Here is a 14,435-nt window from a genome sequence, read left to right as displayed (position 1 = left end):
AATGAAAATAATTCTATCCTTACAAGGTTTGAGCTGCATGCATTGCGTCGGCTCCGTGACAAAAGCACTGCAAGCACGCCCTGATGTTGAATCAGTCAACGTTACGATTGATTACGCCGTGATTGAAAGCAGCGCTAGCGCCGAATCCCTCATTCAAACCATTGTGGATGCAGGTTATGAAGCCACTGAAGCTACTGTGCCAAATGTAGAATTGCAACTCTCTGGCTTAAACTGCATGAAATGCGCAGGGAAAACCCAGCAAGCATTAGAAGCCATTGAAGCCGTTGCTGCCGCAGTAGTAGACACTCAACTGGCGAAAGTTTATGGCACTGCCTCCGCAGCGGATTTAATCGCGGCGGTTGAAGGCGCTGGATTCCACGCAGAACTTGCCCAAGAAGGTGCTAGCTCCCCAAAAACTGAGCCGCTGAAGACATCAATTGAACAGCCGGAAACGGATTCAGCGGCAGTTTGTGATATTCCGGCACAAGAGTCTGACCTCGGCGAACAACCTGATATTGCCGTGACCGATGACAGTATTCAATTATTACTCGATGGCATGACCTGCGCCAGCTGCGTCAGTAAAGTGCAAAAAGCACTTAATAGTGTACCTGGCGTGGAAAACGCGCGAGTGAACTTAGCGGAACGCAGTGCGTTAGTCACCGGAACTGCGAAGCCCGATGACCTCGTTGAAGCGGTCGTAAAAGCAGGTTATGGCGCGGAAATCATCCAAGATGAAGCGAAGCGCCGTGAACGCCAGCAAGAAGTGGCGCAAGCCAATATGCGTCGCTTCCGTTGGCAATCTGCGCTAGCTCTTGCTTTAGGTGTGCCCGTGATGATTTGGGGAATGATCGGCGACAACATGATGTTAAGCGCTGATAACCACAACATTTGGCTCACTATCGGGGTCTTAACGCTGCTGGTGATGATTTTTGCAGGTGGGCATTTTTATCGCAGTGCATGGCAAAGCTTAAAAAATGGCAGCGCCACCATGGATACCTTGGTTGCCTTAGGTACTGGAGCGGCTTGGCTCTACTCCATCGTCGTCAATATTTGGCCTGAACTGTTCCCTGAGCAAGCTCGTCATCTTTATTACGAAGCTAGCGCCATGATCATTGGTCTGATTAACTTAGGTCATGCCCTTGAGCAGCGCGCACGCCAGCGTTCCTCCAAAGCCTTAGAGCGGCTGTTAGATTTAACACCACCAACGGCCCGCGTTGTCACCGAACAAGGGGAAGTCGATATGCCCCTCGCTCAAGTGAAACAAGGCATGGTTTTACGCTTAACCACTGGGGATCGTGTCCCTGTCGATGGCGAAATCATTGAAGGCGAAGTGTGGCTGGATGAAGCGATGCTAACGGGTGAGCCTATCCCGCAGCAAAAAAGCCGTGGCGATGCCGTGCACGCAGGAACTGTTGTGCAAGATGGTACCGTGTTATTCCGCGCTGCCGCTGTGGGTAGCCAAACCACGTTAGCGCGTATTATTCACTTAGTCCGCCAAGCGCAAAGCAGTAAACCGCAAATCGGGCAATTAGCGGACCGTATTTCGGCAGTGTTTGTCCCTGTTGTGGTAGCGATTGCAGTGATTTCAGGGGCAATTTGGTATTTCGTGGGCCCGGCGCCGCAAATTACCTACGCGCTGGTTATCACGACCACGGTACTCATTATTGCCTGCCCGTGTGCTTTAGGTCTTGCAACGCCAATGTCAATTATATCCGGTGTCGGTCGCGCTGCGGAGTTTGGGGTATTGGTGCGTGATGCCGATGCCTTACAGCAAGCGAGCGAACTAGATACTATCGTCTTTGACAAAACGGGCACCTTAACGGAAGGCATGCCGCAAGTTACCGACATCCACCTATTTAACGGCTTTAGCGAGTCACAAGCTCTGCAATTTGCGGCGTCCCTCGAAAGTGGTTCTAACCACCCACTAGCTCGAGCAATTGTTAGCCGAGCAAAAGGTCTGGATATTGTTGCCAATCAGCAATTTAGGACTTTGGCTGGATTAGGTGTCACCGCAGTTGTTGAGGGTAAAACAGTTTTACTCGGCAATCAAAAACTGCTGGCTGAAAACCAGATTGATACCCGTGAAATCGATGAAACGCTCCATCAACAAGCATCTCTTGGGGTTACGCCGGTGCTATTGGCGGTTGATGGTCAGATTGCAGCACTGCTGTCTATTCGCGACCCATTGCGTGAGGACAGTGTTAGCGCCCTCGCCCGTCTGCACAAACAAGGCTTCCGCTTAGTAATGTTAACCGGAGATAATCCAGTCACAGCCAAAGCAATCGCCAAAGAGGCAGGCATTGACGAAGTGATTGCGGGTGTGATGCCAGACGGAAAATCTGCGGCGATTGAAGCTTTGCAAGCCAAAGGCCATAAAGTGGCAATGGTGGGTGATGGTATCAACGATGCTCCCGCTCTCGCTCGTGCTGATGTCGGGATTGCCATGGGTGGCGGCAGTGATATTGCGATTGAAACTGCGTCAATTACCTTGATGCGCCAGAGCCTACATGGTGTTGCCGATGCAGTGTCTATCTCCAAAGGAACTCTGCGTAATATGAAACAGAACTTGTTTGGGGCCTTCGTGTATAACTCGCTAGGTATTCCGATTGCTGCCGGTATTTTATACCCAATTACTGGTACGTTATTGAACCCTGTTGTGGCAGGAGCCGCCATGGCGCTCTCTTCCATTACCGTCGTCAGCAACGCCAACCGTTTATTACGTTTCAAACCTGAAAAATAGCCGCATCAAGCCACCTTTATTCTTTAAAGGTGGCTTTTCCAACATTTTGACTCAACGCAATAAATCGCCCGAATACCTCAGTGACTTCATCATTCCTGTTCTATAATTAAGTGATTTTAATTATTTTCACTGTTTGAGGGTTCCATGTTAAATATTAATCGCGAAAAACTCACCAACTTAGCCAATGGTGATGTGAAAAAGCAACGTAATATTTTGGCGGTTCTCGCCGTGTTATTACTGCTAGGTGGTATCGCCTGTTTAGCTAATCCGGTTGCCTCTGGTATTGCCGTCAGTGCTATTGTGGGCGTGTTATTAATCTTAAGTGGCGTCGGTGCCATTGTGAGCATCCTGAGCACCACTATCTATACAGGTTGGTCTCGTCTCTTTGGATTTGTCATCGGGATTATTTACTGCATCGTCGGTTATGCTTTTATCAAAGAGCCTTTACAGGGCTTAATCGCCATGGCAATGGTGATTGCAGCGCTGTTTATTATTGGCGGGGTAATGCGCCTATATGCCGGTATCCAGCAAATTAAATCTGCGGGTGGTTGGATGCAGATTATTATCGGGGTTCTGGACTTCTTTATTGCTTACTTATTAATTGGCAATGGTCCGATTACCTCAATTGCGCTGTTAACCGCATTAATCGGTATCGAATTAATTTTCAGTGCGTTTGGTTTATTCTCTCTATTAAGCCTTTTAAAGCGCAAAGACTAATTTGCATAATGGCTCACGTAATATAATAAATAGCGCCTAATGATGAGGCGCTATTTTTTTATCTGCAATTCGTCTGCTTAGTAATAGACATTATTTTAGTAATAGACAATATCGTGCGGTGTAATTCGCAAATTCCCACAAGATTGTTTACTCTGTTTGTCTCAGTCGTTAAATCAGGATAAATATCAAATGGGAAAACTACTCGAAAACTTAAAGAGTTGGCTACATCGGGGAGTGGCACCGAATTATCCTTACCCTGCTGTTGATGTTCGCTTACCTAATAATATAAAGCTGCACATTGTTGGCAGTATTCATATGGGAACTGAAAATATGTTTCCCTTATCCGCAACCTTGCTCGATAAAATCAACCACGCAGATGGGCTGATTGTTGAGGCGGATATCACTCAAGCAAACTCCCCTTTTCCAACGTCTACAGCCTTGATAGCACCAATTTCACAGCGATTAACGGACGCCGAATTTTCCCTGTTTTTGCAGTACTGCCAAGAGATACGCCAACCCCCAACTCAATTTGACCACCTTCCCTCTTGGCAAGTCGCCCTGACCATGCAAGCCACCCAAGCGCAGTTATTGGGTTTACGAGGTCACTACGGGATTGACTACCAACTGATCCATAACTCGTTAGCCCAAAATAAGCCCATCATCGAGCTAGAAGGTGTAGACTCCCAAGTGCAATTACTTCTCGATTTACCCAATGATGGTTTGCCATTATTGCAAGATACCTTAATCCATTGGCGTGCCAATGCCCGCTCCTTGCAAACCATGATCAGCTGGTGGCTGGATTTTCAACCGGAAAATTGCGTTACATTACCCAATACCTTTAGCGAAGGGGTTTATAATGTGCTGATGACCCAGCGTAATCAGGAATGGGCGAGCAAGCTGAAAACCTTGCCTACGGGCAATTATGTTGTCGCCGTGGGGGCGCTGCATTTATTTGGTGAACAGAGCTTAATTGATTATTTACGAAACGATAATTGATAAAACCCAGTCATGAAAAAAGAAAAGGAATAATTATGACTCCGGCAGTTAAATTACTGGAAAAACAAAAAATTAAATTCACGCTACACCCCTATGATCACGATCCTAATGAGAGTAATTTTGGTGATGAAGCCGTCCAAAAATTAGGCTTAGATGCCAAGCAAGTCTTCAAAACCTTATTAGTCGCGCTTAATGGCGATCAAAAAACCTTAGCCGTGGCTGTCACTCCAGTCTCTGGGCAGCTCGATCTCAAATCTGTCGCCAAGGTATTTAAAGTCAAAAAAGTCGAAATGGCCGACCCGCAAATTGCCCAAAAAACTACGGGGTATTTGCTGGGTGGGATCAGCCCATTAGGTCAGAAAAAACGCCTTCCGACCGTAATTGATAGCCAAGCCCAAGAATTTACAACTATGTTTATTTCCGGCGGCAAGCGTGGTTTGGATTTAGAACTCGCCCCAAGCGATCTGGCGAGTGTACTAAATGCCAGCTTTGCGGATATTAAGAAAGAATCGTAAAAACAAAAAGCCCCAATCAAGGGGCTTTTTTCACACTCATTACCGACTATTTATTTTTATAAACAATCTCGCCTTTTGGCTCGTAATCAGCAGCTTTTAATGGGGAATGTTTCTCAATATAGCCTTTGAGCACTTCCGCATCCACAAAGCCAGTGTTCACGTAGTTTGGATGAGTATCGATAGCTGGATAACCATCGCCGCCAATCGCGTTAAAGTTTAATGTCGCCATACGGTAAGTTTTGTTCTTATCGACTGGTTTGCCATCAATCTTCACGTCGCTGATTGTGCCATCCGCATTCAGAGTCAGGCTCACATTATAGAACTGACCGTAAGCACCAGAATCAGGTTTCATGTTAGCGACCGCTTGCAGGTACGGCAGAACTTCTTCGCCTTTAAAGTCCACATACACTAATTCGTTAGCAAATGGCTGAACTTTCAGGACATCTTTATAGGTGATATCGCCGCTTTCGATGGAATCACGCACGCCACCGCCACTCATGATGGCAAAATCCGCCCCTGCACGCTCTTTTTGAGCCGCCAGCAGTAAGTGCCCCATATTGGTTTGCTCAAAGCGCACTTTATTACGGTCGCCCATCAGCTTGCCTTCCACTGAACCGACTTTCACGCCTAATTGCTGGTCACCTTTATCTTGATAAGGGGTTAGCAATTTTGTCATTTCAGGGTTATGTGCAATTTCCTGTGTGTAGTAGACGTAATCCGATGAACCGTCGTCTTTCTTCACTTTTTTCTTCAGGTTAATTGGGATCAGCTGATAGTGTTTTAAAGTGAATTTACCGTTTTTGAACTCAAAGTCGGCACGACCCACATATTTACCCCACTCATGAGCTTGGACAATCCAAGTACCATTTTGGTTGTCTGGCGCACACGGCGTTCCCGGCACATAGTCTTCTTGTTTGTAGTTTTTATTCTCTTGAGACATACAAACAGGGTCTTGTGAGTGACCACCCACTATCATATCTAAATAGCCAGCAGGTAAGCTGCGCGCCATTTCAACATCACCCGGTGCGTTAGAGCCATGTTTGCCGTCATCGTAATGCCCCATATGGGTTGCTGCGATAATAATGTCCGGTTTCTCAGTTGCGCGTAACTCTTCCACCACTTTTTTAGCTTCAGCGGCAGGAACACGGAATTCAACATCAGGGAAGTTTGCCGGATTACCGATTTTTGCCGTGTCATCTGTGGTTAAACCCAGAACTGCAATTTTCACGCCTTGCTTATCAAAAACCTGATAAGGCTTAAACAGACGTTTACCTGTGCTGGTTTGATAAATGTTGGCAGATAAGAATGGGAATGTTGCCCATTTTTCTTGCTGCTTCAGAACTTCTAGCGGGTTATCAAATTCGTGGTTACCAAGCGCCATCGCATCGTAGCCCACTAAATTCATCCCTTTAAAATCAGGCTCAGCATCTTGTAAGTCAGACTCTGGTACACCCGTATTAATATCCCCACCCGAGAGTAATAAAACGCTGCCGCCTTGCTTCGCAACTTCGTCACGAATTTCATCAACCACGGTTTTTTGTGCCGCTAAGCCATACTCACCTTTTTCATTGTGCCAAAAATGGCCATGGTGATCGTTAGTATGCAAAATAGTGATGTTGTAGGTTTTATCTTTTTCCCACGCATTTGCCATTGCTGCGGGTAGCAGCGCTAACGAGACAGTTAATGCGCATGCGGATGCCTTAAATGTCAGTTTCATACATTCTCCCTGCTGGTATAGAAATCTCTACCGATTACGTAGTTTGTTATGAGGTAATAAGCCATGTGTTAATAGACTCAGTCTTATAGCATAAAAATAACGGCAAGATCTGAGTGGCTATGCACAAACAGAACGCTGTTACAAAGAAATGAGATCTGGATCGACTAATATTTTCCATCAATTTACCTATGCCACTCATATTGCCATTTAAATAATTTCTATATTAGTTATATTGATTACAATTACGCAACAAACTAAAGTGACGATGATGAGCGAGCAAACAGCAGCGAATGGCGGCGCCAAACCCGCCAATAAAACGGGAAAAACCGTTTTCAGTATTTTGACGGCAATCAGTGTCTCCCACTTACTAAATGACATGATCCAGTCGCTAATATTAGCGATTTATCCCCTATTACAATCTGATTTTTCCCTAAGCTTCGCTCAAATTGGTATGATCACCCTCACTTACCAAGTCACGGCATCACTTTTACAGCCGATTATTGGCTATTACACAGATAAACACCCACAACCCTACTCTTTACCGATAGGCATGAGCTTTACCTTGTCGGGCTTACTGTTATTAGCGATGGCAGAAACCTTCCCAACCATATTGATAGCCGCTGCATTAGTGGGTACAGGCTCTTCTGTCTTCCACCCCGAATCGTCAAGAGTCGCGCGGATGGCATCCGGTGGACGCCATGGTTTAGCTCAATCCTTTTTCCAAGTGGGTGGTAACCTCGGCGCATCATTAGGCCCTCTACTCGCGGCACTGATTATTGAACCTTATGGCAAAGGCAACATCGGCTGGTTCTCGTTCGCAGCACTACTCGCCATTATTATTCTTTTGCAAGTTAGCAGTTGGTATAAACAGCAGCATCGCGCAGCAAAGAAAAAACCCGTTATTCACGGAGAAATTAAAGTACTGCCTCGCAAAGTGGTGATTGGCTCTCTCAGCGTTTTATTAGTTTTAATTTTCTCAAAATATTTCTATTTAGCGAGTATTAGCAGCTACTACACTTTCTATTTAATCGATAAGTTTGGTGTTTCGGTACAAAACGCCCAAATTCACCTGTTTGTATTTTTATTCGCCGTTGCGGCGGGTACCATGATTGGTGGCCCTATTGGCGATAAAATTGGACGCAAGTATGTTATCTGGTTTTCTATCCTTGGCGTTGCCCCATTTACGTTGATTTTACCTCACGCGTCACTCTTCTGGACCGGCGTCCTGACAGTGATCATCGGGATGATTTTAGCTTCAGCATTCTCGGCTATTCTAGTGTACGCACAAGAATTGATCCCAGGTAAAACGGGGATGGTTTCAGGGCTATTCTTTGGTTTAGCCTTTGGTATGGGAGGCGTTGGTGCTGCTGTCTTGGGTCATATTGCAGACCAAACCAGTATTGAGCAAGTTTATCAATATTGTGCCTTTCTACCATTATTGGGTATTTTTACTGTGTTATTACCAAATATAAACAATAAATAGCCTTATTACCTTATTTTATCCATACTTATGTTTTTATAAGTATGGATAACACTTCCTTTATTTTACAAAAGACTTCCATAAAAACGACTAAAATAAAAAGCTTGTAACGATTTAGCCCTATCAGCTCGATTTTTTTTTAGAAACCAGCCAATTTTTTAAAGAAATTTGTTTTCAAAACCGCTAAAATAGATGAACACGCAATTTGTATTTCAAAATGGTGATTAACGTCATCAACATTTTGAAAGCCAAAGGCATGTACCCACCTTTCTATTCATAAACAAACCAGAGGAGACTTAATGGAGCATTCAACGCCCTTAATTACAACCATTGTTGGTGGTCTCGCCCTTGCATATATATTAGGCATGCTCGCGCAGCGCTTAAAAATTTCGCCACTTGTCGGTTATCTTGCCGCGGGTGTGTTAGCGGGTCCTTTTACCCCCGGTTTTGTTGCAGACACCACCCTAGCCCCTGAACTCGCTGAAATTGGGGTTATTCTTTTGATGTTTGGTGTTGGTCTACATTTCTCATTAAAAGATTTATTAGCCGTAAAATCGATTGCCATCCCCGGCGCCATCGCTCAAATAGCCGTCGCGACTTTATTAGGCCTTGGCTTATCGATGTTATTCGGTTGGGGCGTATTTACGGGAATTGTCTTCGGTCTGTGTCTCTCAACCGCCAGTACCGTTGTATTACTACGCGCACTTGAAGAGCGACAACTGATTGAAAGCCAACGCGGGCAAATCGCTATTGGCTGGCTGATCGTTGAAGACTTAGCCATGGTTCTCGCCTTGGTACTGTTACCTGCTGCCGCAGGGATCATGGATAGCAATGAAGCCAGTTTTGGCGAATTAGCCATGAGCCTTGGATGGACAATAGGTAAAGTCATTGCCTTTATTGTCATTATGATTGTCATCGGGCGAAAAGTTATCCCATGGATTTTATCTCGCACGGCATCAACAGGTTCCCGTGAACTGTTTACGCTTGCGGTTTTAGCGCTTGCATTAGGTATCGCCTATGCTGCTGTCGCGATTTTTGACGCTTCCTTCGCACTAGGTGCATTCTTCGCAGGCATGGTGCTAAATGAATCAGAGCTGAGCCATCGTGCGGCTCAGGATACTTTACCGTTACGTGATGCATTTGCGGTACTGTTCTTCGTGTCTGTCGGGATGTTATTCGACCCTGTGGTTCTCATTGAGCAACCGTTAGGGATCCTCGCTGTTCTCGGTATCATTATCATTGGTAAATCCGCCGCCGCGCTGGTGCTCGTACGAATGTTTGGGCACTCACGCCGTACCGCATTAACCATTTCTGTCAGTTTGGCACAAATTGGTGAGTTTGCCTTTATTTTGGCCGGTATGGGTCTAGCACTCGGAGTCATGGATAAAGACGCGCAAAACTTGGTATTAGCCGGTGCGATTGTCTCTATCATGTTAAACCCAGTGTTATTCAGCCTATTGGATAAATATCTGGAAAAAACCGAGACCATCGAAGAACAGCTTCTGGAAGAAACACTGGAAGAAGAGACTCAGATCCCTGTGGATATTTGTGGTCATGCAGTGATAGTTGGTTACGGTCGTGTTGGCGGCATGCTGGCTGATAAACTGCGTCGTCGTGAAATCCCATTGGTTGTGATTGAAGATACCCGTGCACGCTTTGAAGAGCTGGCTGAAAATGGTTTCTGTGCCATCTTAGGTAATGGTGCAAGTAAAGATATCCTAAGTCTGGCCCGTATTGAATGTGCAAAATCCCTGTTACTGACCATTCCAAACGGTTATGAAGCAGGTGAAATTGTGGCTACCGCCAAAGAGCTGAACCCGAATATCACCGTGGTCGTACGCGCCCACTATGATGATGAAGTCAGCTTTATTAGAGAGCGCGGTGCAGACCACATTATTATTGGTGAACATGAGATTGCAAAATCTATCACCACGTTAATGTGCAATGATGTGGCCGAATTTGGTTGCTCTATCCCGGATGATAAGGATAAAGATAATCACAACTCAGAGGGTAAAAATTTGGATGAATATCTAAAACCGAGCCACTAAGTTCATTATCAATTAAGTTTATTTTTAATTGAAAACAAAAAAGCCGTAACTGATTAACGTTACGGCTTTTTTTATTATGAATTCAGCATTTGTTCCGCAAATTCACTGTCAGTCCACACGGGTAAACCTTTATCTTTGAAGAATTGAATTTCTGCGGCAACACCACTGCTTTTTTCCCATCCCGCCAGCGTCAGAACAATCAAACCATCACAGCGCTTTAAAAACGCCATATCAATCTCTGACCATGCCACTTTTTGCCCTTGAGAGGCTAAGTACTGGTTGATTGGATGAGTCATAGTAATTTGGCTATAAGTTGCAATTCCTTTAAGCGCTAATTCCGCGGCATATTGGGTACAAGCTTGGAAACGCATTTCCACAACATTACTATCAGAATCAGAGTATGGGCACGCAATAAAATAGAGTTTCATTTTAATTCCTAGTGTCGTATTTAACGAATTTTAAGCAAAGTAATCCTATGAAAAATAAATGAATTATTTTCCATAGGGTATAAATTAAATGAGTAATACTTTGATTTTTATGGCTTACAGAATATCTGCAATAATAATTTTGGTTTTCGGGCGCTTTTTATTTTCAGCTAATTTAAAGTCTTTAGTGGTAGTAATGAGATAATCGATATTCTCCCATCCTGCCACAAAATTAATCGCATGCTTATGGGCTTTTGTTCCATCAGCTAACACCATCAGCTTATCGCTATTTTCCTGCATTTTTTGCGCAATGGCTGCCTCATCAACGTGTTGATCCATTACACCATGCTGAGGATGAAAAGCACCAGCGCCGATAACCGCATAATCCGCGAAAAATTCCGTAATATTCTTTAATGCGATTGCGCCTAAGCAGGCATTTTGTGCCGCATTAAATTGCCCACCAATCAAAATCGTTTCGATGGTCGGGTTTTCCTGCAATGTGCTCGCTAACAACGGTGAGTTTGTTATCACCGTAATATTATCAATCGACTTAATGCGTTGGCTAAACTCAAAGGTCGTCGTACCAAAATCAATAAACAGTGTGTCTCCGGGCTTAATTAATTCCGCTGCTTTTGCTGCTATCGCTTTCTTTTCATCAACAGCAGCTTGCGCTCGTTCTGTAAAATTACGCTCAAATTTGGACTGAATATTGACAGCCCCACCGTGAACTTTCTTCAATAATTTTTGAGTTTCAAGCTTGCTCAGATCACGGCGGATAGTTTCTTGCGCCACATTAAAATGCGTTGCAAGCTCCTGTACATACACCTGACCTTGAGTCGATAACATCTCAATGATGGTTTGGTGTCGTACTTTTGAGGAGCGTCCCTCACACATAGTTTAATCCTTCTGACCATTTAACATTTCCAGCACTATACAACAGTGACAGTAATTTCAGTAGCACTCGCTTGGATTTTTGTTAAATCGATATTTTTCAGCAAAATACGACGTGTCGGTAAGCAGCGACGACGTTTTTCATACAGCACGGTATTACCCGCCATCACACGGATTGTTCCCGTTATTGCCGTGTTGACTTGAATGTTGAAATCCACATTTTTCGCCGTATTTTCGGACATATTAATACATGCAGGTACCGTAAAACGAATTGGCTCAGCAAACCGAACAGGCAATCTATTTCCTTGCTGTACATCCATTTGATGATGATTAGCTAATAAATCATCCGCAATATACCCGCCGGTGATCACCCCTTCTTGATAGCACTGATCCCCCATATCCGCAGGATGCAGCATGTTACCCGCCGCGTAATAGCTGCCATCCGAACAGCGGCTACGCTGGTCAGTGACGGGTTTGCCTGTATTGGCCTCAAAATTCAGGTGGCTTTTACGAATTAGCGTATTTTCACCCACAAAGCCCCCTGTGAAAATCACAGAGTCGCACTCAATTTTGCGTATTTGTCCTGCGGTTTCCACCATCACATATTCCACGCGCTCTAATCCACCAATTTCCGTAATTTTGCTATTCACATACACTGGAGTTCCCATGGCTTTAGCAAACAATGAGGCAGGTTTGAATGCCAGAATTCGTTCGCCGCTTTCAATCATGGCTTTGGCTTTTACGCCCGCATTTTTTAATGTCCATAATGCGGAGAAACTGACTAACTCACTGCCAACGATCACTGGGTTCAAACACGGTTTTTGCCCTTTTAAATAGACAAATTGCTGCAGTGCACCCGCAGTTAAAATACCTTGAGGACGTAAGCCTGACACCAATCGAGGATGACGTGGCGTTTCTCGAACGCCTGTGGCAATCAAAATACGCTTACCGCGCATTTCAACCACCCCATCTGGTGTTGTGACTGTTAAAGTGCCATTAGGTTGTAATTGCGTCACAGTGCAACGCGTTAGTATTGGTGTATCGCCCAAGTCTTTAACAATTTTTTCCGCAAACTGGTTGCCTTTCATTGGGCGTTTGAATACTAACAAACCGAAAGTGGGATGTTGGCAATGACGTGGGACACCACCCGCGTGGGCTTCACGCTCTAAAATCGCAATATTGTGAATACCACGGCGACGCAATGTTTGTGCTGCCGCGATACCTGCCGGCCCTGAGCCAATAATGATCACATCGTAATTTAAGCTCATTTCACTGCCTCCACCGCTAAGGTATTATCAAAGCGGTCGTTAATAATTTCAGCGACCTGACTACTACAATAAAAACCGTTGCAACGCCCCATCATGACGCGAGTTCGACGACGAAGTGCGCCTAAACATTCTGGTGGAATGTCAGAATCAAACGCGGCTTCAATTTCTCGTTGAGTCACTAATTCACAGTGGCACACAATGCCACCATTATTTTTGCATTGGTAATCACGCTCATCATATTCAGAGAGCATCGGCATCTTAGGCCAAATTAATTCAGTTGGCGGTGATAGCTCAAATAATGCATCAAAATTCTCTTGGTAAAGTTTCCCTAAGTGATTGGCGACCCCCAACGCAGCCGTTAAGCCCGTTGAGCGAATTCCCCCAGCACAAATCCACTGCCTTTCGGGGTAATCATTAATTCGGTAATATTTTTCTTCCGTGGCAGGACGTAATCCCGCATAGGTGGCCGTCACACTGTAATTATGCAGTGATGGCAACATGCGTGAGCCCTGGTCGATTAAATCTTGCAAAACCTCTTGCTTCACTTCCGCTTTCCAGCGGTCTTGCTGTTCTTCCGCTGTGGGACCTAACAGTAAATTGCCGAAAATGGTTTTCGATAGCAGAACACCTTTAGTAATCGCTGTGGGTACAGGCAAAATGATCGCATTGATATCGGCCGCCGCCGCTTTGTCGTATACCAAAAACTGACCTTTACGCGGTTTAATCTCAAATGGAGATGGGTGGCAAATCGATTCCACGATATCCCCATTAATCCCAGCACAGTTAATCACTAATCGGGCAGAAAACTCACCTTTTGATGTGGATAATGTCCAAATTCCCCCATTTAGCTCACCCGCAGTCACTTCACAATGGAATTGATATTCAGCTCCGTGCTTCACGGCTTGAGTTAAATACGCCAGTGGCGTGCTCCATGGATCAATTACCGATTCACCTGGAACCTCAACCGCTGCCAGAGCGCCTTCCGCCAAATGGGGTTCTCGACGATAAAGCTCTTCTTTATCTATCATGCCCACATCCATGACGTTGTTAGTGTGTGCTTGCTCTACAATGCCCGGCAACTTATTGAGCTGCTCTTCGTTCCAAGCCACGACTAACGCGCCAGTTTTGAGTAACGGCAAATTCATTTTTTCTCTAATATCAATGAATTCCTGATACCCATCTTGCATGCATTCCAATTCTAATGTCCCTGGTGTGGCATCAAAACCGGTATGTAACAACGCGCTATTTGCTTTGCTTGCTCCTGATAAAATATCGCCACCACGCTCTAACAGCAGTGTTTTAGCGCCCATCAATGTGAATTTTCGGGTCACTGCACAGCCAATGACACCCCCACCGATGACAATGACATCCCACATTTTTTTATTATTAGCATTCATGGCTGAAATCCTTAATATAAAACTTGGACACATAAAACCACACAATTCCCACAATCTCAATAAACAAAACAACAAAAATCACAATAACACCCCAAATACTTCTCACATTGTTATCTTATTGTGACAGTTCTCACATTCACAGAAGTTATTGTGAGTTTTTTGTGGATTTTATTTCCGATTAAACGATAGTAAGCAAAAAAACAAACCTATTTACAACATTTATAACACTGGGAAATTCAGC

General features: G+C 44.8%; 11 protein-coding genes. 6 read left to right on the top strand and 5 right to left on the bottom strand.

The window, feature by feature from the left end:
- The first annotated feature begins 1 nt into the window (after nucleotide 1).
- From copA to ybaK, 4 genes are all read left to right on the top strand, one after another.
- Complete coding sequence (gene copA / locus PR799_RS05085) at nucleotides 2–2,740, top strand: copper-exporting P-type ATPase CopA (protein WP_272521400.1); 2,739 nt, start codon at nucleotides 2–4, stop codon at nucleotides 2,738–2,740.
- Nucleotides 2,741–2,884: 144 nt separating this feature from the next.
- Entirely contained in the window at nucleotides 2,885–3,457 is a 573-nt protein-coding gene (locus tag PR799_RS05080; protein ID WP_036952163.1) for an HdeD family acid-resistance protein, read from the top strand.
- A 189-nt stretch (nucleotides 3,458–3,646) separates the two neighbouring features.
- Nucleotides 3,647–4,453 (top strand): TraB/GumN family protein, encoded by an 807-nt coding sequence (locus PR799_RS05075; RefSeq protein WP_272521399.1) that lies wholly within the window; start codon nucleotides 3,647–3,649, stop codon nucleotides 4,451–4,453.
- A 35-nt stretch (nucleotides 4,454–4,488) separates the two neighbouring features.
- Nucleotides 4,489–4,968 (top strand): Cys-tRNA(Pro)/Cys-tRNA(Cys) deacylase YbaK, encoded by a 480-nt coding sequence (ybaK, locus tag PR799_RS05070; protein ID WP_036952167.1) that lies wholly within the window; start codon nucleotides 4,489–4,491, stop codon nucleotides 4,966–4,968.
- Between the two features lie 46 nt (nucleotides 4,969–5,014).
- Here ybaK and ushA read toward each other — a convergent pair whose 3' ends face one another.
- Complete coding sequence (gene ushA, locus PR799_RS05065; protein ID WP_154602445.1) at nucleotides 5,015–6,685, bottom strand: bifunctional UDP-sugar hydrolase/5'-nucleotidase UshA; 1,671 nt, start codon at nucleotides 6,683–6,685, stop codon at nucleotides 5,015–5,017.
- 268 nt (nucleotides 6,686–6,953) lie between these two features.
- On the opposite strand from ushA, the gene PR799_RS05060 reads away from it, so the two are divergent.
- Nucleotides 6,954–8,168, top strand: a complete 1,215-nt coding sequence (locus tag PR799_RS05060) for an MFS transporter (protein ID WP_154627543.1) — start codon at nucleotides 6,954–6,956, stop codon at nucleotides 8,166–8,168.
- Nucleotides 8,169–8,464: 296 nt separating this feature from the next.
- A complete protein-coding gene (gene ybaL / locus PR799_RS05055) occupies nucleotides 8,465–10,213 on the top strand; it encodes a YbaL family putative K(+) efflux transporter (RefSeq protein WP_272521398.1) in 1,749 nt (582 codons plus the stop codon).
- A 74-nt stretch (nucleotides 10,214–10,287) separates the two neighbouring features.
- On the opposite strand, the gene PR799_RS05050 is transcribed toward ybaL, so the two are convergent.
- From PR799_RS05050 to PR799_RS05035, 4 genes are all read right to left on the bottom strand, one after another.
- Nucleotides 10,288–10,641, bottom strand: coding sequence for a DUF1937 family protein (locus PR799_RS05050; protein WP_154627545.1), 354 nt, complete (start codon nucleotides 10,639–10,641; stop codon nucleotides 10,288–10,290).
- A 114-nt stretch (nucleotides 10,642–10,755) separates the two neighbouring features.
- Nucleotides 10,756–11,532: a DeoR/GlpR family DNA-binding transcription regulator gene (locus tag PR799_RS05045; protein WP_154602441.1), complete on the bottom strand. Its 777-nt coding sequence runs from the start codon at nucleotides 11,530–11,532 to the stop codon at nucleotides 10,756–10,758.
- Nucleotides 11,533–11,567: 35 nt separating this feature from the next.
- Nucleotides 11,568–12,797 carry an NAD(P)/FAD-dependent oxidoreductase gene (locus tag PR799_RS05040; protein WP_154627546.1) on the bottom strand — a complete coding sequence of 410 codons (1,230 nt, stop codon included), beginning with the start codon at nucleotides 12,795–12,797 and terminating at the stop codon, nucleotides 11,568–11,570.
- Nucleotides 12,794–14,194, bottom strand: coding sequence for an NAD(P)/FAD-dependent oxidoreductase (locus PR799_RS05035; RefSeq protein ID WP_154627547.1), 1,401 nt, complete (start codon nucleotides 14,192–14,194; stop codon nucleotides 12,794–12,796). Before PR799_RS05035 ends, PR799_RS05040 begins: the two co-directional genes overlap by 4 nt.
- Between the last annotated feature and the right edge of the window lie 241 nt (nucleotides 14,195–14,435).

The organism is Providencia sp. PROV202 (assembly GCF_028479565.1).
GTDB lineage: Bacteria > Pseudomonadota > Gammaproteobacteria > Enterobacterales > Enterobacteriaceae > Providencia > Providencia zhijiangensis.
This window is presented reverse-complemented; position numbering and strand designations above follow the sequence as displayed.